At 36.0% G+C, this 20,261-nt stretch carries 19 protein-coding genes; all 19 read right to left on the bottom strand.

Features of this window, described 5'->3' with window-relative positions; all coding sequences use genetic code 11:
* Nucleotides 1-98 precede the first annotated feature (98 nt).
* Nucleotides 99-1,487 carry a dihydrolipoyl dehydrogenase gene (gene lpdA, locus RBQ61_RS07810; protein ID WP_308139925.1) on the bottom strand — a complete coding sequence of 463 codons (1,389 nt, stop codon included), beginning with the start codon at nt 1,485-1,487 and terminating at the stop codon, nt 99-101.
* An 11-nt stretch (nt 1,488-1,498) separates the two neighbouring features.
* Nucleotides 1,499-2,812 carry a dihydrolipoamide acetyltransferase family protein gene (locus RBQ61_RS07805; protein WP_308139924.1) on the bottom strand — a complete coding sequence of 438 codons (1,314 nt, stop codon included), beginning with the start codon at nt 2,810-2,812 and terminating at the stop codon, nt 1,499-1,501.
* 44 nt (nt 2,813-2,856) lie between these two features.
* On the bottom strand, nt 2,857-3,852 hold the full coding sequence (locus tag RBQ61_RS07800; protein WP_308139923.1) for an ATP-NAD kinase family protein: 996 nt from the start codon (nt 3,850-3,852) through the stop codon (nt 2,857-2,859).
* A gap of 99 nt (nt 3,853-3,951) precedes the next feature.
* Nucleotides 3,952-4,923: an alpha-ketoacid dehydrogenase subunit beta gene (locus RBQ61_RS07795; protein ID WP_308139922.1), complete on the bottom strand. Its 972-nt coding sequence runs from the start codon at nt 4,921-4,923 to the stop codon at nt 3,952-3,954.
* On the bottom strand, nt 4,920-5,921 hold the full coding sequence (locus RBQ61_RS07790) for a thiamine pyrophosphate-dependent dehydrogenase E1 component subunit alpha (RefSeq protein ID WP_308139921.1): 1,002 nt from the start codon (nt 5,919-5,921) through the stop codon (nt 4,920-4,922). Before RBQ61_RS07790 ends, RBQ61_RS07795 begins: the two co-directional genes overlap by 4 nt.
* Nucleotides 5,921-6,295 carry a Lin0512 family protein gene (locus tag RBQ61_RS07785; protein ID WP_308139920.1) on the bottom strand — a complete coding sequence of 125 codons (375 nt, stop codon included), beginning with the start codon at nt 6,293-6,295 and terminating at the stop codon, nt 5,921-5,923. The genes RBQ61_RS07790 and RBQ61_RS07785 overlap by 1 nt, the downstream gene beginning before the upstream one ends.
* Before the next feature lie 229 nt (nt 6,296-6,524).
* Nucleotides 6,525-8,462, bottom strand: coding sequence for a sigma-54-dependent Fis family transcriptional regulator (locus tag RBQ61_RS07780; protein WP_308139919.1), 1,938 nt, complete (start codon nt 8,460-8,462; stop codon nt 6,525-6,527).
* A 230-nt stretch (nt 8,463-8,692) separates the two neighbouring features.
* Complete coding sequence (locus tag RBQ61_RS07775) at nt 8,693-9,100, bottom strand: hypothetical protein (RefSeq protein ID WP_308139918.1); 408 nt, start codon at nt 9,098-9,100, stop codon at nt 8,693-8,695.
* Nucleotides 9,097-9,300 carry a helix-turn-helix transcriptional regulator gene (locus RBQ61_RS07770; RefSeq protein ID WP_213927058.1) on the bottom strand — a complete coding sequence of 68 codons (204 nt, stop codon included), beginning with the start codon at nt 9,298-9,300 and terminating at the stop codon, nt 9,097-9,099. Before RBQ61_RS07770 ends, RBQ61_RS07775 begins: the two co-directional genes overlap by 4 nt.
* A gap of 183 nt (nt 9,301-9,483) precedes the next feature.
* Nucleotides 9,484-9,990 carry a GNAT family N-acetyltransferase gene (locus tag RBQ61_RS07765; protein WP_308139917.1) on the bottom strand — a complete coding sequence of 169 codons (507 nt, stop codon included), beginning with the start codon at nt 9,988-9,990 and terminating at the stop codon, nt 9,484-9,486.
* 185 nt (nt 9,991-10,175) lie between these two features.
* Nucleotides 10,176-10,943, bottom strand: coding sequence for a glucose 1-dehydrogenase (locus RBQ61_RS07760; RefSeq protein WP_308139916.1), 768 nt, complete (start codon nt 10,941-10,943; stop codon nt 10,176-10,178).
* Nucleotides 10,944-11,062: 119 nt separating this feature from the next.
* Nucleotides 11,063-12,034 (bottom strand): DMT family transporter, encoded by a 972-nt coding sequence (locus tag RBQ61_RS07755; RefSeq protein ID WP_308139915.1) that lies wholly within the window; start codon nt 12,032-12,034, stop codon nt 11,063-11,065.
* A gap of 201 nt (nt 12,035-12,235) precedes the next feature.
* Complete coding sequence (gene arsB / locus RBQ61_RS07750) at nt 12,236-13,285, bottom strand: ACR3 family arsenite efflux transporter (RefSeq protein ID WP_308139914.1); 1,050 nt, start codon at nt 13,283-13,285, stop codon at nt 12,236-12,238.
* A gap of 13 nt (nt 13,286-13,298) precedes the next feature.
* The gene (locus RBQ61_RS07745; protein WP_308139913.1) at nt 13,299-13,634 is read right to left on the bottom strand and encodes a helix-turn-helix transcriptional regulator; all 336 of its coding nucleotides are present in this window, start codon (nt 13,632-13,634) and stop codon (nt 13,299-13,301) included.
* 63 nt (nt 13,635-13,697) lie between these two features.
* Nucleotides 13,698-14,111, bottom strand: a complete 414-nt coding sequence (locus RBQ61_RS07740) for an arsenate reductase ArsC (RefSeq protein WP_308139912.1) — start codon at nt 14,109-14,111, stop codon at nt 13,698-13,700.
* A 222-nt stretch (nt 14,112-14,333) separates the two neighbouring features.
* Nucleotides 14,334-15,704, bottom strand: coding sequence for a sodium:alanine symporter family protein (locus RBQ61_RS07735; protein WP_308139911.1), 1,371 nt, complete (start codon nt 15,702-15,704; stop codon nt 14,334-14,336).
* A gap of 171 nt (nt 15,705-15,875) precedes the next feature.
* Nucleotides 15,876-17,231: a sigma-54 dependent transcriptional regulator gene (locus RBQ61_RS07730; protein ID WP_308139910.1), complete on the bottom strand. Its 1,356-nt coding sequence runs from the start codon at nt 17,229-17,231 to the stop codon at nt 15,876-15,878.
* The gene (locus RBQ61_RS07725; protein WP_308139909.1) at nt 17,224-19,224 is read right to left on the bottom strand and encodes an ATP-binding protein; all 2,001 of its coding nucleotides are present in this window, start codon (nt 19,222-19,224) and stop codon (nt 17,224-17,226) included. Before RBQ61_RS07725 ends, RBQ61_RS07730 begins: the two co-directional genes overlap by 8 nt.
* Before the next feature lie 172 nt (nt 19,225-19,396).
* A complete protein-coding gene (locus RBQ61_RS07720) occupies nt 19,397-20,044 on the bottom strand; it encodes a cyclase family protein (RefSeq protein ID WP_308139908.1) in 648 nt (215 codons plus the stop codon).
* Between the last annotated feature and the right edge of the window lie 217 nt (nt 20,045-20,261).

Genomic DNA, 20,261 nt, shown 5'->3' with positions numbered 1-20,261 from the left:
ATACATATTATAAATGTCATACTATTTAGTAGCTTTTCTAAATAAAAAAGAGAAAATCATAAATGTCTGGTTTCCTCTTTTTCCTTCTCATAATTACTTTATCTCTTCGGAATGTGGATAGCATTTCCATGTACTGCATGAGCTGCTTCGTGAAGAATTTCTCCCACAGTTGGATGAGCATGTATTGTCGAAGTAATTTCATCCACTGTAGCTTCAAGCCTTATAGCAAGTGCTCCTTCAACAATTAAATCAGTTGCTCTCGGTCCTGCAATATGAAGTCCTAAAATTTCACCTGTATCTGCATCGGAAATATATTTTGCAATTCCTTCTGTTTCTCCCTCTATCATCGATTTGCCATTTATATACATGGGAACAGCACCTACTCTTACATCATATCCCTTTTTAATCGCCTGTTCTTCGGTCAGTCCGACTCCGGCCAGTTCTGGTCTTGTATAGACACAATAAGGAGTTGTTTTAAAATCAATTTGAGGTTTTTTGTTCATTATAGCTTCAACAGCCATTATTCCTTCAGCTGATGCCACATGAGCAAGCATTACTCCTCCTATACAATCTCCTACGGCATATATATTTTCTATGCTTGTCTGCATGTTTTTATTTACCGATATTCTTCCTCTGTCTGTTTTAATTCCTACACTGTCTAAAGAAAGATTATCTGTAACCGGTATTCTTCCTATTGATAAAAGCACTTTTTCAGCAGTAATAGATATGCTGCCATTAGCCGATTCTGCATTCAGCACAAGGCCATCCTGTGATTCTGTAATAGATGCTACCCTTGTATTTAGGAAAATATCCACCCCGCTGCTTATAAGTTTTTCCTTTAGAGGTTTTACAATATCCTTATCCATCGCTTCTACTATGTCAGGAAGCATCTCAATTATTGATACCTTGCAGCCCAACGCTGAATAAACACCGGCTATTTCTGTGCCGATAACTCCTCCGCCTATTATAGCCATGCTTTTTGGAACAGCATTTAAGGAAAGCACCTCATCACTTGTTATTACTCCTGGCAAATTTATTCCCGGCAACGGAATACGCGCAGGCTTTGAGCCTGTTGCAATCACTGCATAATCAAAATCGACAATTGTTTCCTCCGATCCATTTTTCACAATAATTTCTCTTGTGCTCTTAAACCTTCCTTCACCAGCTATTTTTATAATTTTATTGCTCTTTAATAGGCCTTCTACTCCACCTACTAACCTGCTTATTATTTTATCTTTTCTTTTTTGCAACTGTTTCCAGTTCACTTTGGCTCCCGCAATTTCAATTCCCATTTCCTTAAAATCATTGTTAGCTTTTTCTATTTCAACTGCCGTATGAAGCAAAACCTTAGTAGGAATGCACCCTCTGTTTAAACAGGTTCCTCCTACCTTTTTCTTTTCTATAAGCACTACCTCTGCCCCAAGCTGGGCAGCTCTTACAGCAGCTACATAACCTGCCGGACCCCCTCCTAATATCGCTATCTTCACTGTCACACCTCCTATAATAAAAGAAGTCCCGGCTTCTCTATGTATTCCTTTAGTTTGGCCATAAACCTGGCCGCTTCCGCTCCGTCAACAACTCTGTGATCTGCTGTCAGACTTAAATTCATCATGGGTTTTATTGTTATTTCACCATTAACCACCTTTACTTCTTCGTTAATAGCATTAACTCCCAGTATTGCAACCTCCGGCTGGTTGACTATAGGTGTGAATGATTCCATTCCATACATGCCAATATTGCTGATAGTGAATGTTCCTCCCGTAAGATCATCAGATGTCAACTCATTGCTTTTGGCTTTAGATGCAAGGGCCTTAACCTCTTCCGAAATCTCTTTAAGTCCTTTTACATTGGCATATTTTACTACAGGTACAAGCAAGCCTTCAGGCAAAGCCACAGCTACACCCATATTAACATAATTCCTCGTAACTACTTCATTTCCGTCCACAGAGCTGTTTAAAACAGGGAACTCAAGCAGTACTTTAGACAGCACTTTCACAAGTATATCATTATATGAAATCTTCATTTCATCCTTAATATCTTCTCTCAGCTTTTTCATAGCAGTAGTATCAACCTTTAGATTATATGTAACTGTCGGTGATACCTGCTTGCTTTCCAGCATTCTTTTGGCAATAACCTTTCTCATGCTGCTCATTGGTTTTCTGAACTCCTGAGGAGCTGCATACTTGGTCAATTCCTTGCTGAGCTTGTATTTTATAACGTCATCTTTCATTATTCTTGTATCTTTTTCTATTTCATTTGTATCGACACCAAGCTGTGATGCCACAACAGCAGCTGTGGGAGATGCTTTTTTCGATTCGTTCTTTAGTTTATCCGCATAATTTTTAACATCATTTTCTGTAACTGAACCATCAGGACCGGTAGATTTTACAAATGAAATGTCCACACCTAATTCCCTGGCAATTTTTTTTGCTCTCGGAGATGCTTTGACTCTTCCCCCTTTATTAGAATCAATTGAACCTGTAGAAATCTCAGGCTGCACTTCTGCTGACTGTTCCGTTTCAAGTGAAGGCTCAGCAGTTCCACTCGCCTGATTAAGTAAATCTGTTATATCCTCATTCTCGTTACCTATTATTGCAACAGGCGCCAAAACCGGAACCGTGCCTTCCTCAACCAGTATTTTCCTTAATACACCTTCCGCTTTAGAATCATATTCATTTGTTAATTTATCTGTTTCAACATCAAAAATGATGTCCCCCTTTTTAATCGTATCCCCCTCTTGCTTTCTCCAGTTTAAAATGACACCTTCCGTCATGGTCAGTCCCATTTTGGGCATTACTATAAAATTTGCCATATTTTCCTCCTGATTTAAACTTAAAATGAACTGCATTGTATATGCTATATGCTGAAAAAACCATTCAACTGTGCCGTTTCTAAAGCTTTTTTTACATTTACATGATATGGACCGTTTCTGGTAATCTTAAACACATACTTTTGATTTTCTGAAAACTGTATTTCTCTTTCCCCGTCCAGCGCTATAGTACCTCTGCAGCACGTTGTATATTCATACTCTTCGTCTATATCTAGTATGGTCGGCTCTGAAATTGAAATAGGAACTACAACTCCGGCAGCTACTGCAGCAGCAACCTTGCTGTTATCTACATTAATATCAATGCAGGCACCAAAATCATCATCAGGAAAAATTATTTTTTTACATCCTGCTATGGAAGAAAAACCTATAGATGCAGGATGGCATCTGGATACAAATATTTTTTCAATATTATCCATATTCCATATTGCCTTTGATCCTACGAATATATCTTTAGATATAACTGCATCAATAAGAGCAATGTCTTTCAAAGCATTATCCTTATAAATTTCTATCCGCTTATCCTTTCTTACAAATAAGCTTTTATTGAAACGGCCGGAAGCGACTGCAGCAGCAGCCATTCCTGCAACAGTCCCCTCCATCATGACCGGATAAGCATTATTGGTTCCTGTAGATATTGTTATAACAGGCGTATTTTTTATTACCTTTGCAACTGCGCGATTTGTGCCGTCTCCGCCTAAAGTAACAATACACCCCACCTTTGCATTTTCCATGTACTCTGCTGCTTTCAGAGTATCTTCTATTCCGTCATAGCGCATCATATTTATTACATTTATTTCACATTCTAATTCGCTGCATGTATTCAGCTTATCCTCGACTCTGTATCCCATATTGTAAGAGTCCGGCATCATATAGATTCTTTCCACACCAAGTGCCTGAGCACCCAATACAACTCTTTCCACTATATTTATTTTTTCATTGTTGTCAATTACTGTAGCATGAGAGACAAGCCTTCTTATATCCTTTCCCGAAGCGGGATTTGCTATTATTCCTATTGAAATCACGCCTGTTGCCTCCTTTACTATAATTAACGGAATAGTACACCGTTTAATACTGTTACAATGCAGAGTGTGACTTTAAAAGATTAAAGTCACACAATTTTGCTAAAGTAAAGATTTAACTGCCAAAACAATATCTTGATCATTAGGCAGGACATAACTTTCCAAATTTGTAGCAAATGGTACCGGTGTGTTCAAAGATCCTATTCTTTTTATTGGAGCATCTAATTCATAAAAGCATTCTTCAGCAATTAAGGATGCAATTTCTCCGGTGAATGCTCCCCGTTTAGCTTCCTCGCTCACAATTAAAACTTTATGCGTTTTTTCAAGGGATTTAAAAATTGATTCCTTGTCCAGCGGGAATAAACTCCTTATGTCAATCACTTCGGCATCAATCCCCTCTTTTGCCAGTGTGTCTGCTGCCTTCAAAGAATCCAGCACCTGTCTTCCGTAACTTATAATCGTTACATCTTTTCCTTCCTTTTTAACAGCAGCCTTGCCAAAAGGTATAGGCTTTACTTCGTCCTCTACATCGCTTTTTACGGAGTACAGTATTTTATTTTCTAAAAATATTACGGGATTATCGTCGTCTATTGCAGTTAGCATCAATCCGTATGCATCCTGAGCGTTTGACGGATATACAACTTTTAATCCAGGCACATGAGCAAGCCATGCTTCAAGAGACTGTGAATGCTGAGCCGCTGCGCTTGCACCGCCGCCACCTGGAAGTCTCACCACCATTGGAAGCGTAATTTTCCCTCCGAACATATATCTCATTTTAGCTGCCTGATTTACTAATTGATCCATTCCCACAGTAACAAAATCTACAAACATTAATTCTGCTATAGGCCTCAGGCCGCATGCAGCTGATCCTACAGCCGCGCCTATTATCGCACCTTCTGATATAGGTGTGTCTCTGACTCTCATTTCTCCGAACTCGTCAAACATTCCTGCTGAAACTCCAAAGCATCCTCCGAACTTTCCAACATCTTCTCCAAAAAGGAATACATCAGGATTTTCTCTCATCCTAACGCCCATACCTTCTCTTATACCCTCAGCATAAGTCATTTTTCTCATCTTATTCTGCCCTCCTCAACTATATCAGTATAAACATCCTCTAGCGCCGATTTTAGTGACGGCATACTGCTTTCATCCGCAAATTTTTCTGCTTCATTAATCATTTTGTCTACATCTTCATTTTTTTGGTCAATTTCTTCTTTCGTCATAATACTGTTCTCTACCATGTATTTTTCTATCTTTGGAATCGGATCCTTCTTAATCCACATATCTAATTCACCTTCAGGCCTGTAAACTGTAGGGTCTCCTTCGAAATGTCCTCGCCATCTATATGTTTTGCATTCAATGAGAGTAGGCCCTTGTCCCTTTCTGGCTCTTGATACAGCTTCACCTACAGCTTCATGAACCGCAAACACATCATTACCATCAACTGTTACTCCAGGCATGTTGTAAGCCGACGCTCTCACCGAAACATCGGTTATGGCCTGATGCCTTGCCTGACTAACCGAAATACCGTAGCCGTTATTTTCGCAGACGAATATTACCGGAAGCTTCCAAACACTGGCTAAATTTAAAGCCTCATGAAACGTACTTTGATTTGTCGACGCATCCCCAAAGAAGCACACGCAAACCTGGTCAGTTTTTTTGTATTGAATTGCAAGTCCTGCTCCAGCTGCAATATTGTGACCGGCACCAACAATACCATTAGCTCCCAGTATGCCCTTAGTTGCATCAGCTATATGCATCGAACCACCTTTGCCCTTGCAATAACCGGTCTCCTTTTGATACAACTCTGCCATCATATGTTTTAAATCTCCGCCTTTGGCAATTATATGACCATGCCCTCTATGAGTGCTGGTTATATAATCATCATCCTTCAGATTGGCACAGGCTCCTGTTGCCACCGCTTCTTCACCTATGTACAGATGAACAAATCCGCCTACCTTTCCTTCAGCAAATAAATCCTTTGCTCTTGTTTCAAACTTACGGATTTTTAACATTGTTTCATACATGTTTTTTACTTGCTCATTCGTAATTTTCAAAATACTACCTCCCATCAATTTTTGATTTCAACCTTTACACTTGCTACAGCGACTTCAATAGAATCATCTTTGTCTCCGAACTCTTCAAAATAAAGTCCTTCTGTTTTTAAGCCTCCTTTTACCGCCTTTACTGTCACTCTTCCCACAGGAAAGCACTTTGAAACCTCTCCAGTTTTTACTTCCTCCGGTCTTGTTACTCCAACCGTAACATCAATAAGTACTTTTTTATTAATGTCATCGTGAGAAAATCCGCAAACCTCTCTCAGTCCGACCAGACAGCTTTTAGATATGGCATCGCTTGCCGCCTTGACAGCAGCTTTTGTTACATCCTGTCCGTGAAAATCCATTCCCATACCAAATTCAATTATAAACCTGCTCGTCGCTATCACCTCCCATTATGAATACATATAAAGCAATTAACATGCCATAATTCAATTTAATTAAATATTGTTGAAATTTAAACCTTATGGCAAAATTAAAGAATTTTATAAATTTAGTTTTAAAGCAAAATAAGTATCAATTTGAGACTTTTTTCTCAAATTGATACTTACAAGCAAAATAGCCTGTATAAATAAAAAGAAGTCTCAAAATGAGTTTCATTTTGAGACTTAAAAATATTTACTGTGCCAATCTTTCAATATCATCTAAATCAATAGAATACGCTTTTATTTTTCTGTATATTGTAGCCTTGCTGATATTTAAGTCCTTTGCCGCCTTCAGAACATTTCTGTTATTAAATGACAATGCCTGCACTATACTGTCCCTTTCGATGTCCTTGAGATTCAAATTCGCTGTCTCTCTGACAGATTTGGCAGCTTTATTTAAAGGAAGTGAAACATTTTTTATTATTTCCCCTTCAGCCATGTAATAAGCCCTTTGAATTATATTTTTCAACTCTCTTACATTTCCGGTCCATTCATACTCTACCAGCTTATTTTCAAATCCTTTACTGAATGTTTTTTTGTTATTAACATCTCTATTCTCATAATTAAGACTTTTCAGAAAATATCTAGCCAATTCTAAAATATCTTCTTTCCTTTTTCTTAAAGGAGGTACTCTTAAATTTATAACGTTTAATCTAAAGTATAAATCCTGCCTGAAGGAACCCTTTGCTACTTCTTCAAATAAATTTCTGTTGGTAGCTGAAATAACCCTTACATCAAGCTCTCTTTCATAGGTTCCGCCTATTCTTACTATTTTATTGTTATCCAGCACTCTCAGAAGTTTTGGCTGAACCTCCTGCGGTATTTCACCGATTTCATCCAGAAAAATCGTACCTCCTCTTGCCAGCTCAAATTTTCCAGGTCTTCCGCCTTTCATAGCTCCGGTAAATGAACCGCTTTCGTAGCCGAACAACTCGCTTTCAAATAATTCTTTCGGAATTGCTGAACAGTTTATTGCTACAAACGGGCCTTTTCTCCTGTAACTCTCGTTGTGTATAGATTGAGCATATAATTCCTTCCCGACGCCGCTTTCTCCCTCTATTAAAACAGAACAATTTGTCTTGGAAATTTTCTTTGCACTATTAATTATTTCATTCATTCTATCATTTACAGTTATAATATTGTCGAAAGTAAAGTTAGCTTTAAATCCTGCCAGTTTACTTACTTCCTTTATAACCTGCTTAGCTTCTCTCATAAGGATAACCGCACCTGTAACTACTTTTCCTTCTGTCAAAGGCGAAATACTCAGTGAACATTCTATCTTTTTATTATCTATTGAAATAGTTAAATCAGAAAAGCTCAGCTTATTCTTACTTTCAAAAATATCTTTTTCAATCTCTACACCATTGAGCATTTTATTTACATTAATGTTAAAAATATCCTTTTCATCCATATGAAAAAGCTCAGGTATTTTATTATTTATTTTTACTATTTTCATATTACTGTCAATCACCATAACTCCATCAAGTATGGAATCGAAAGTTGTATCCATGAGGTTGTATGATTCTGAAATTACAAGCTGTTTTTCTATGCATTCTGCACTTGATGCGGCTATACCGAACGTATGTGTCTGCACATCCTCCGCACGTCCTGATATGTCAAATGAGCCTATTATTTCTCCCTTGCTATTATGTATAGGAGCCGCCGAGCATGTCCATTTATGATGATATTCGCAATAATGCTCTGCACCGATTACCTGAATAGGCTTATTTATAGCCAGGCAAGTTCCTATTGCATTGGTACCGACACTTTTTTCATCCCACAAGGAACCTTTGACAAAATTCAAGCTGCTGTGAAAATCCATAATGTCCTTGTTAATGATTAAATCAATAATTATTCCATTTTCATCTGTAAGTACAACACTGTAGCTAGTGTTTTTGACCATTTCAAACACATTTTCCATTATGGGCCTGGAAAGCTTAATAAGCTCCTGCCTTTTCAATACGCTTTCCTTAAGCTGAGATTCGCCTGCTTTTTTTCCATATCCGGCAAGATGATTTACTTTCATTTTCCTGCATCTTTCCCATGATTCAAATATATCTGCTCTTATATCTTTTGAATTTATTTCATTATTCATGTATCCCATCCATCTTTCCTTCATTCCAGCTAACATAACATCACCTCAAAATATCATATTATTCAGCTCAGTATTATGTATTTTATATTTTATCACAAAGTGCAAATGTTTGCACTACTATAATTATCTAAAATGCAAAAGGAGAAAATCATACTAATTCATAATTTTCTCCACCTACAATTTATTTAATTATTATAGACACCTCAAATTTTCTTACGCTGCTTCAATTTATAGTTGGCTCCAATACACTAAATAAATTTAAATAATCAATATTTTTTCTTAAGCCATATATAGCTTAACCAGTATATAACCAGCTGAATACAAATTAAAAAACCTATAAATGTACTTGCTTCAGAATGACCCAGAAATCTGAAAGCGACAACAGCAACCGCTTCGATTATAATGGAATAAACAAATGTCATACCTCTAGCTTTTTCGGCTAAAAATCTGTTTCTTTCATCACTGTTTTCTATATTTATCTTTTCAGCATAATCTTCATTGTTTTTATAGCGATACAATTGAACAAGCCTAACTGCAGATACGGCTGCTAATCCTGCACCCATCCCACTCCAGGCTGAATCTTCAAATCCAAGTATTGCCGCAATAACAAACAAAATTACACCGACGCTTCCAATCAAGATATATTCAATTATTCTTTTCCTTATTTGATTCATTTTATGTCCTCCTCATAAATAAAAATATCTTCAATTGCCATTGAAAAGTATTTTGCTATTTTAAAAGCAAGCAAAATTGAAGGATTGTAACGACCATTCTCCAATGAGCTTATTGTCTGGCGTGATACCGACAATGCTTTTGCCAGATCTTCCTGGTTTATTCCGCGCTCATTTCGTATTTTTTCCAATCGATTTTTCATTTATTACCTCCATGTAAAGTGCGCTTTACGTACAGTTTGAAAATATAACATGCTTATGCATGTTGTAAAGTTAACTTTACGTTAATAATAGCACATGATTTTGCTTTTGTCAAGCATACTTTACATTAAATCGGGATTTTTTTATACTTATTAAAAATCTCGTGATTTTAAATCACAATTTCTTTATTGATTTACACCTACAACTGAACTTCTACGTTCCATAAGCATTACATCATGCCAAATGCCATCATTCATTTTTGCTATTTTTTCTCTTATGCCTATTTCTCTGAAGCCGCATTTCTTATGCAAAGCTATACTGGCAGCATTTTCTCTTATGATCGCACAATACAATGTCCAAAAACCATTCGCTTCGGATTCTTTAACTAGTTTTGTCAGCAAAGATTTTCCGACACCCTGTCCCTTGAATTTTTCGCTTACATAAATGCTTACCTCCACAACTCCATTGTAGCATTCTCTACTTGATGTAGGGCTTAGCGCAGCCCATCCGGAAATATCATTGTTAGACGAGCGGGCAACAAGTCTGCAGGTACTTATATGGGATTTGTCCCACTCCTCCCAGCTAGGTGCATCTGACTGGAATGTTGCAATGCCTGTCTTTATTCCTTCTATGTAAATGTTTTTAACCTGCTTCCAATCAGATGGCTTCATATTTTCAACTATATGCTCCATTCACTACCTCTTTAATTTTTTATCCATATATTTACTTTCAATTTTATATTATTTGAATCACAAAATCAATTTCTAATATTAAAATACTTTAAAATACGAGACTGAATAACATTATGCTTTTGGGCACATCAAAAGCCTGCCCTTTAAAAAAGGGCAGGCTTAATAATTAACTTAAATTTCAATTATTAGATCGACGTCCACCCGCCGTCTACTGCAAGATATTGACCCGTTGTATAGCTTGATGCATCTGAAGCAAAATAAACTACCGCTCCGTCAAGCTCTCCTTTTTTGCCTATTCTTCCCATAGGGCAGTAAGCCTTAACCGCATCTGAAAATGATTTATCAGAAACAATCCCAGCAGTCATCTCACTTTCAAAATAAGCTGGCCCGATGGTATTAACCGTAATATTATACTTAGCCCATTCATTTGCTAATGCCTTGGACATCATCATAACTCCGCCCTTAGTAGTTGCATACGCTGAAATAGGAAGGCCGGTCATGGCAACTGTGCTGTGTATTGATCCTGTATTTATTATTTTTCCGTATTTTTGCTCTACCATTATTTTCCCGACTTCTCTTGCAAAATAATAAACTGCATTTAAATTAACCTTAATCATCTTTTCCCAAGTTTCGTCAGATTGAGACTCTGCAGGTTCAACAAGAGCTATGCCTGCGTTGTTTACAAGAATATCTATTCTGCCAAAATGTTCTTTAACCTTTGCCACTGCAGTCTTAATCTGTTCAACATCGCTTACATCGCATTGAACCGCAAAGCTTCTTACTCCCAGCTTTTCCAATTCTTCCTTTACTCTATTTAATTTTTCAACTCTTCTTGCCAGAACGGCAACATCTGCACCCTGTCTTGCCAACGCTGTTGCAAATTGCACGCCCAAACCTGAAGAAGCGCCTGTCACCAAAGCTATCTTACCTTTCAGACTAAATAAATCACTCATGTTTTCTCCTTTCTTTTTTCCGATAAAATGTGATATATTGTATTATACCCTTGATTTAAAAATTAAAGCAATTATTTATTATTAAATCCGAAAGAATCATAACATGAATACTTATTCTATTATTTTATCTTATCAACCTCGGTTATATTGCAATGTGCAATTTCTCTGTTTGTTTTTTTTGAATTTAGATTCATTATAGCAATAGACATGATAAGAATAATAATTCCAAACATATTAATTAGTCCTATTTTTTCCTTAAACACAATTACTCCTATAAGCGATGCAACCACCGTCTCCACAGAAGCAATTACCGGCACTTTGGAAAGCTCCAGTTTCCTGCACAAACCACCCATATAAAGCAGGTAAGAGCCCACTGTAGGTATAAAACCGTACCCAATTGAATAAACCAAAAATCTAAAGCTCCACGCATCCGCAATATCCTTCCACGGCGACGTAAAAATTCCAAGCACAATCCAGCCAAACAAGAAGCTGTAAAATACAACCGTAAACGGATTAATATTGCCGGATGTAATTTTCCCTATAATTGTTACAAGGCTGTACATAAAAGCCGCCGTAAGGCCGAAAATTATTCCTGCTGAAGATATTTTTAAATTTGACAAGTTTCCGCCGGTTACCATTAGAAAACATCCCGTAATATTTAATGCAAGTGCAAAAACCTTTTGTATTCCTATTAATTCTTTAAAGAAAATTTTTGACATAACGCACACAAATACGGGTGCGGTATATAAAAGTATGGAAGCCGTAGCAACCCCTACGCTTCCTATGCTTACAGTATAGCAATAGTTAAACAGCGCCTGAGACAGTGTTCCCAGTAAAAAACACTGAAACAACCCCTTCCCGTCTATTTTAAATAACTTTGTTCCGCCCTTGAAAAACATTATGGGAATTAAAATGCAAAACCCCATAAACAGCCTCATAAATGAAGTTAGTGAAGATGTGGCTCCAACACCATTCAATAATTTCACAAATAACCCTATTGTTCCCCACAATGTTCCGGCAGTCAAAATCATTAAATATCCAATAATTTCGCCTGAAAACATCTGGTTTGTAAATTTCAAAATTTTATTCATATTTATGTCAGAAAATGCTCCTGTTCCTTTCTAAAAAATAACTAATTGAATTAATTAGCTCATTATATATCAATTAGCTAATTATTGCTACCAAAATCTAATACTCTATGGTTGGCAAAAAAATAATTACACTGCTCTCAGCAGAGTAATTATTCTTCATTAGTGAATTAGCAATATTCCGTTGTTTATAAAAGTGAAAAATCAATATTTTGGAAACAAGTCAGCTGTTCTATTAGCAACATATACAAGAAGCAGCATTGTAGGCACCTCTGTCAGAACACCTACAGTTGTGGCTAGAGCAGCCGGTGAATCCATTCCAAATAATGCTATCGCTACTGCTACAGAAAGTTCAAAAAAATTTGATGCCCCAATCATACCGGCCGGTGCTGCTATATCATATGGAAGCTTAAGCAGTTTACAGGCAAAATATGCAATAAAAAATATGAAAAGTGTTTGTATTATAAGCGGTACCGCAATTAGTAAAATATGCAAAGGATTATTTAATATAGTTTCCCCTTGGAATGAAAATAGCAATACTAACATTAATAATAAACCGACTGTAGTAACTCCGTCAAACTTTTGCAAGAATTCACTTTCAAAGTATTCCAATCCCTTTTTCTTAACTATATTCAATCTGGTTAAAACACCGGCTGTCAATGGTATCACTACAAAAAGAACAACCGATAAAACCAATGTATCCCAAGGAACAGAAACGTTGCTTACCCCAAGCAAAAATTTTACTATTGGAATAAATGCCACCAATATAATTAAATCATTTGTGGCAACCTGAACCACCGTATATGCAGGATCCCCCTTTGTTAATGTACTCCACACAAAAACCATTGCTGTGCACGGAGCAGCCCCCAGCAATACAGCACCTGCCAGATAATTAGTTGCAAGTTCAGGGGTTATAAAATTTTTAAAAACAGCAAACAAGAAAAATGACACTATTGCATACATTGTAAACGGCTTCACAAGCCAGTTTATCACCCATACAACATATAAACCTTTCGGGTTCTTACCTACATTTTTTATGCTCTCAAAATCTACTTTCATCATCATTGGATAAATCATTATCCATATTAATATTGCAGTTGGTATCGACACATTGGCATATTCAAACATGCCTAAAATCTCAGGAATTATAGGGATAAATCTTCCTATAAGCACACCTGCAGCCATACACAGCGCAACCCATACTGTTAAATATTTTTGAAAAAATCCTATTCCGGATGCATTTTTTTTGCTCATAATATTCCTCTCTTTATTTATTGCACAAATCCTGCTGCTTGCAGCATTCAAATTTAGCACCATCATCTTCATAGCTGGAAAGTGTGCATATTTTTCTTTTTAGATAATCATATAGCTCTTTATTGTCATCTATAAATCCATCACTTATTTTGTAATATGTCCACTGCGCATTTTTATAGCTATCTAAAATACCCGCCTTTTTAAGTACCGTCAAATGTCTTGATGCGTTAGACTGAGTAAGTCCAAGACAATGCTCAATTTCACACACGCACATTTCACCTTTAAATACTTGTGATAAAATCCTTAACCTTGTTTCATCAGCTAACGCCTTTAAAATATCTATCATCATTTCCTCCAGAAATCTTCAAGCCGCAAGTGCTTGATTTCCTTATTTTTACCTTCGATTTGCTTATCAATACAAATTTCCATTTCTAATTTTCTCTGCGAGTTCAATCACTTTTTTATCTATTTCAGCTATAACCATTTCAAAATCCGCATCGCTTTTGCCTGTAGGGTCTTCCAATCCCCAGTCTTCTTCATATTTGCTTGGAAGAAACGGGCAGACTACATTGCACCCCATTTTAATTGTTATGTCAATGTCGGAAAGCTCAGTAACTAACTTAGAATACTGTGTTTTTTCCATATCTATACCATAAATCTTTTTCATTAACCTAACAGCATCTTGGTTAATCCTTGCTTTAGTCTCCGTTCCAGCTGAATAACTTTCAAAAACATCACTTGCCAGATGTTTGCCCAGTGCTTCTGCTATCTGACTTCTGCATGAATTGTGAACACATATAAATGCTACCTTTGGTTTATTGCTCATTATTTTACTCCTACTATTAAAATTTATAAACATTGTATATGAGTATATGCTCATACGTCAATATATAGCGTGTAAATAATTCGTAAAATTTATTATATGATTAATATTTCATAAAATTATCCCATGCACCATTGAATATCATAGCAAAAAATCTGATAATATGATATAAAATCAATTATCAGATTTCTACACACAGATTGTATTAATAAATTTTGACTTCAACTAATTAGTTGATAAATCATTTTCTTCATTGTTTTTTTGAAAATACTCTTTTTTAAGTTTTACTACTATCCCACTGAGGAATATAAGACCTATAAGGTTCGGTATTGCCATCAAACCATTTGCTGTATCCGCAAGAGACCATACAAACTCTAAGCCACCCATTGATCCTATAACTATGAAGATTATCCATAAATATCTTATAGGTTTAATACATTTTGGTCCAAAGATATACTCCCCTGCTCTTTCACAATAATAGTTAACAGATATAAGGCATGAGTACCCAAATAACAGCGCAGACCCAAGTACTATATAACTTCCTATGTTCCCAGGTAGAGCCACATTGAATGCTCTCATTGTTAGAGCAACGCCGGATACTCCGGTTGTCCATTCGCCGGAAATAATGATTGTAACCGCTGTTATAGTGCCAATGATAATTGTATCAATAAATACCTCCGCTACACCCCAAATAGCTTGTTCAACCGGGTGGTCAACTTGGGCACTACTGTGAATAATAGGGGAACTTCCCATTCCTGCTTCATTTGAAAAAAGCCCTCGAGCAAAACCAATTTTAATAATTTTTCCTAAAGTAGCTCCTGCAAAACCACCTGTTGCTGATATTGGGGTGAATGCATTTGAAAATATCGCTCCCAATGCTCCCGGGACTTCTTTGAAATTAAGAATTAGAACAAATATTCCAGCGAGTATATAAAGTCCTCCCATAAAAGGTGTAAGGAACTCACATACCTGCCCCATTCTCTTAATTCCTCCCAATATTACTATTCCAGTTGCAATAGACAACACTATACCAGTGATTAACGGTTTAATTCCCCATTGCTCTTGTACAGATAGTGCCACGGAGTTTGTATCTACCACTGCTCCCATTATAAAATATGTTATAATAACCATTATGCTGAAAAAATAAGATAAAAATTTATTATGAAGTCCTTTATCAAGATAGTACATTGCGCCTCCGGCTATTGAACCATCTTTCATCCTCTCACGGTATTTAATACCGAGGGCTATCTCAGAAAACTTAGTAGCCATTCCAAAAAATGCAGATACCCACATCCAAAATACAGCTCCAGGTCCGCCAATCGCTATAGCAGTAGCAATTCCTGCAATATTTCCTGTTCCAACCACAGCAGCTATTGCAGTAAGGCCTGCCTGGCCCGAAGTAATGTCTCCCTCTATTCCTGACTTCTTTTTGAACATTTTGCCAACAGTTTTGTTCATTATGTCTTTGAAATCAACAACCTGCGGAAAGCCTAAGCGAATACTCAAAAAAATTCCGGTTCCTACCAGCAGAGCAATCATGTACGGCCCCCACACAATGCTGTTCACAAAATCATTGATTTGCAAAATCTTTTCCATGCTAATTCCTCCTTAACATTGTTACAATTACATAGAGCAATTAGCATGCCAAGATGAGCATTATTTAACAATTGCCTTAATTTGAATGTATGAAGGTTCTAAACAAATATAAAACAGAGAAACGTTTTCGGAAAGTGTATAATTAATTTCACATTATGTATAATAAATTTCTCATAATTTAAGTTCAATATTATACTCATGTAATTTATTATACAGTTGCCTTCTACTAATATCTAAAATTCTTGAAGCCTCACTGATATTATTGCCGCACTTCATTAGCACATGCTTGATGTGTTTAATTTCTGCATCTTGTCTAACATCTCTCAAAGTTTTCAATCTTGAACCTGTTTCATCCATATTATCATTTCTTTCTCGAATAACAGGCAAATCTCTTTTTTCCAAAATTCCGTTATCACTTAGCACTACCAATCTCTCAATTATATTTTTTAACTCCCTTATATTACCCGGATAATTATAATTGATCAGTATTTCCATAAGACTGCTGTCAATACTTATTATTTTTTTCTTCATCTCATTTTCATAATATTTCAGAAAAAAATCTATAAAAGCAGGAATGTCTTCTCTTCTTTCCCTCAAGGGTGGAACATAAACAGTAATTGTATTTATCCTATAAAAAAGATCTTCCCTAAAACCACCTTGGCATATTTCTTTAAATAGATCTTTATTTGTGGCGCTGATCAGCTTTATGTCAATATCTATTTCCTTATTGCTTCCTATTCTTTCTATAATCTTATTTTCGATTACTCTCAAAAGCTTTACTTGTATACTTTGTGATATTTCTCCTATTTCATCAAGAAATAACATCCCTTTATCTGCCTCTTCAAATCTTCCTATTCTTTTTTCAGTTGCTCCTGTAAAAGCACCTTTTTCATGCCCAAAAAGCTCTGATTCAAGAAGATTTTCTGAAAATGCCTGACAATTCACAGCAACAAAATTCTTATCTCTTCTGCTGCTGCAACTGTGTATAAACTTGGCAATTACTTCTTTGCCTGTTCCGGATTCTCCAAGGATAAGGATATTAGAATTTCCCTCAGCAGCTTTTTTTGATATTCGAAGAACCTCTCGAAACTTTTCACTTTTAGTATCGAGAAGGTATTTAAAATTCGTCTGACTGTTTCTTGCATTTTCGTCTTTTAAACGTAAAATTGTTACAAGCTTTTCTATTTCTTTAAGCAATATTTGAGGATCCTGTCCTTTAATAAAATATCCAAAAGCTCCTAACTTCATTGCTGTAACCGCGTTTTCCACAGTGCTGAACGCAGTTACCAAAATCACTTCACACCCGTAGCCCAGCTCTTTTATTTTTTTTAAGAGCTCAACACCGTCTATCCCGTTCATCTTCAAATCTGTCAAAACCAAATCATATGACTCTGTTTTAAGAAAATCTAAACATTGTTCACCCGATTCAGCCGTCGAAACAGAATAGCCTTTATATTCAAGCATTAGCTTATATACCTTTCTGAAATCTTCTTCATCATCTACAATAAGCACTTTAAAATCATACATTTTCTCGCATCTCCTTAACAACTGGAAATTTCATCTTAAATACAGTTCCCTTTCCCATGTGGCTTTCAACCCTAATTTCTCCTCCCAGCTTCTGAACCTCGTTATATACTATATACAATCCCAACCCTGTTCCATGACCCGAACTCTTGGTAGTAAAAAATGGATTAAAGATTCGTTCAATGCTTTCATCGCTTATCCCACATCCTGCATCGCTAAAATCAACATACAAATAGTCCTCTTCCATTACACAGTCAATTATTATTTTCCCACCATCAGGCATGGCATCTGCAGCATTTGAAAAAAGGTTTAAAAATATGTGCTTCATACTCTCTTCAATTGTAAGAAATTTAATGTCTTTGCTACAGTTTATGCTTACTGTAATATTACTTTTTAGCCTGAACTTATTTTCCATTGAAGTAATATCATTAATAAATTTCTTAATATCAATACATGATAATTTACCGTTGCCTGATCGAGAAAAGTTTAGAAGATTATTTACAATTCCATCCATTCTCTCAACTGAAGATTCGATTACTTCTATTGAGTCCTTGGCAACAGGATTGCTGGTCATAACATATGTCTTTAAAATATAGCAGTAATTTTGGATAAGGCCTAAAGGGTTTCTTATCTCATGCGCCACGCCTGCTGCAAGTTGCCCCAAAGCTATCATTTTATTCTGTTGCAATACCTGCTGTTGACTTATTTTTTGATCTGTAATATCTTCAATGACTATAAGATAACTGCATTCTTTATAATTCATCTCTAACAATGAATACAAGTAGTATTTACCTAGAAATGAAAATTCGTTATTCTTCACCGAGCTTGTTTTAATTCCAATATTGCTTAAAAGAGGAATATTTTTATAATACTGCCCATGCATAGAGCTGCTACTAATGTTAACATACTCACAAAAAGATTTGTTTGCGCTTGTAATTCTATCTTCTGAATCAACGCATATTAAAAAACTTGAAAGAGCATCTACTGTCATTTGCAGATTGTTTCTGCTTTTATTTAATTCCTCTGTCCGCTTTATTACTTGCAATTTTAATGTGTAGCTCCATAAAAGCATTACAGAAAAAATCAATATAAGCCCGCTTATAACTGCAGTAAGTATCAGCATCAGTCTGGCAGGAACCCTGTGTTCCATTATAGGGGCTGAAATTCCAAACCATTTCTGCTGTATTTTTTGAACATAGTTTTTCTTCTTTAGACTCAATATCCCCTTATTAATTATCTTAGCCAGTAAAGGGTTAGACTTATTAACACCAATACTTACCTGGCTATCATACAAAACTGTGTCCAAAATATTAATACTGTCCTTCATATCCAGCTGATTCAAAAAATAAAGTAATACCGGTTCATCTCCTACTACGGCATCAACACTTCCCTTATCGAAAAGTTTTATAGACTCAAGCAGGTCTGCTACTTCTACTACTTCAACGCCAGGTATATTGTTTCTAATATATTCAACTGCATAGTCGCCAGATGGAACTGCCACCCTGCATCCCGACAAATCAGCCGGTACTGATATATTGCTTGAATCTCCAGTCATAACAACAGCTCTCAGCCTGTAAATAGGCTCAGAAAATATAAAGTTTTTCTTTCTCTCGTCGCTGGGAAATATATCACACATATCCGAACTGCCTTCAATCACGCTGGGAGCTACATCTCCCCATGTTTTGGGCAAAAATTCTATATCTGCTTCAAGTTCTATTGAAAGTGCATTAACATAATCAAGAACAAGTCCTTTGTACTGTCCGCTATTATTATCTATATATGCAAAAGGCGGAGCATTCTTGTCAGATGAAAAATATAGGGTCTCTTTTTCAGACAAAAAATTGACTTCCCTTTCAGTTAAAGGAAGTGAATACTCTATGTACTCATACACACTCAAGTCATAATTGTTTATTATAATCTGATTTACGGCAATAAGGATTACTAGAACTGTAAAAGCCATAATAGAGTACACTATTTTTTTATTTATCTTTGTCATATTCTCAGTTCCTTTCACAAAGAAAGAATTATATTTTACAAGAAAGCAATCAAATCATCTCTAAACCATTATACATCAATTCAGAAAACATTTCCATTGAAAAAGCCACACCCTCCTTGAAGGGTGTGGCTAACATTCATAAAGTTTTATTCAATATAAAATACGCTCACTTCTACTCACTTAGAATAGCAACTGCCCTAATAGGCGCTCCATCTGCATTTTCGTATTTAAGCGGAAGAGCGCAGAATGTGAAGATTTCATTTCCCACATCACCTAAGCGAGCAAGATTTTCTATAACGACTATATCAGTTTCAGAGAAAAGTTTTCGATGGAGTGTCAAATTCTCATCTGAGATAGGGTCTAATCCTATTACATCTAATCCGATTCCTTTTTTATTATTATGTATTAAATATTCTGCTACTTCTTCTGTTATATATGGATATTCTCCAAAATAAGAACTTGTCCCCCAATACTTATCCCAACCTGTATGGAATAAAATATATTCTGCCTGATCTGCTTTTTCTTTTACATCATTAATGTAACTCATAGTAATTCTTTGGCCTTCTCTCAAATCACTGCAATCAATAACTATTCCTTTGCCGACAAATTGTTCTATGGGAAAAGTGTCCAACGTAGTTCTGTGGGAAAATAAATGCACTGGTGCATCCATGTGAGTTCCTGTATGTGAAAACATTGTAATTAAAGTTTCTTTAAAACCGTCTTTTTCATAAGTGTTTGCAATTTTTAATTTTGGTCCTTCTGTTCCCGGATAAACCGGCATACTTTCAGAAATTGTGCGTGTTAAATCAATAACTTTCATAACATACTCTCGCTTTCTCAATATAGTGTTTTCTAAATAAGCCTAAATGAATTTAAATATAGCAATTAGTTCAGTTATTTACCACAACTCCTTACTTCCTCAAGAACAGTTTGATACAAGCTTATGCTTGTATATATTATATTATATCACGTTTATAAAAATTTGAAATGGTCCTATGTCAAGAATTAGTACAAATTAAAACGAGAAAAAAATCCTC

This window comes from Sedimentibacter sp. MB35-C1, from assembly GCF_030913635.1.
Taxonomy (GTDB): domain Bacteria; phylum Bacillota; class Clostridia; order Tissierellales; family Sedimentibacteraceae; genus Sedimentibacter.
The sequence above is the reverse complement of the archived record's forward strand: the minus strand, read 5'-3'. Positions and strand labels throughout refer to the sequence as shown.

Bases quoted from the DNA above. Each gene is read 5' to 3' on its own strand.
- RBQ61_RS07805 (WP_308139924.1), bottom strand. From the start codon at position 2,812: ATGGCAAATTTTATAGTAATGCCCAAAATGGGACTGACCATGACGGAA.
- RBQ61_RS07795 (WP_308139922.1), bottom strand. From the start codon at position 4,923: ATGAGAAAAATGACTTATGCTGAGGGTATAAGAGAAGGTATGGGCGTT.
- RBQ61_RS07790 (WP_308139921.1), bottom strand. From the start codon at position 5,921: ATGGGAGGTAGTATTTTGAAAATTACGAATGAGCAAGTAAAAAACATG.
- RBQ61_RS07780 (WP_308139919.1), bottom strand. From the start codon at position 8,462: ATGTTAGCTGGAATGAAGGAAAGATGGATGGGATACATGAATAATGAA.
- RBQ61_RS07775 (WP_308139918.1), bottom strand. From the start codon at position 9,100: ATGAATCAAATAAGGAAAAGAATAATTGAATATATCTTGATTGGAAGC.
- RBQ61_RS07770 (WP_213927058.1), bottom strand. From the start codon at position 9,300: ATGAAAAATCGATTGGAAAAAATACGAAATGAGCGCGGAATAAACCAG.
- RBQ61_RS07765 (WP_308139917.1), bottom strand. From the start codon at position 9,990: ATGGAGCATATAGTTGAAAATATGAAGCCATCTGATTGGAAGCAGGTT.
- RBQ61_RS07760 (WP_308139916.1), bottom strand. From the start codon at position 10,943: ATGAGTGATTTATTTAGTCTGAAAGGTAAGATAGCTTTGGTGACAGGC.
- RBQ61_RS07755 (WP_308139915.1), bottom strand. From the start codon at position 12,034: ATGAATAAAATTTTGAAATTTACAAACCAGATGTTTTCAGGCGAAATT.
- arsB (WP_308139914.1), bottom strand. From the start codon at position 13,285: ATGAGCAAAAAAAATGCATCCGGAATAGGATTTTTTCAAAAATATTTA.
- RBQ61_RS07745 (WP_308139913.1), bottom strand. From the start codon at position 13,634: ATGATGATAGATATTTTAAAGGCGTTAGCTGATGAAACAAGGTTAAGG.
- RBQ61_RS07740 (WP_308139912.1), bottom strand. From the start codon at position 14,111: ATGAGCAATAAACCAAAGGTAGCATTTATATGTGTTCACAATTCATGC.
- RBQ61_RS07735 (WP_308139911.1), bottom strand. From the start codon at position 15,704: ATGGAAAAGATTTTGCAAATCAATGATTTTGTGAACAGCATTGTGTGG.
- RBQ61_RS07730 (WP_308139910.1), bottom strand. From the start codon at position 17,231: ATGTATGATTTTAAAGTGCTTATTGTAGATGATGAAGAAGATTTCAGA.
- RBQ61_RS07725 (WP_308139909.1), bottom strand. From the start codon at position 19,224: ATGACAAAGATAAATAAAAAAATAGTGTACTCTATTATGGCTTTTACA.
- RBQ61_RS07720 (WP_308139908.1), bottom strand. From the start codon at position 20,044: ATGAAAGTTATTGATTTAACACGCACAATTTCTGAAAGTATGCCGGTT.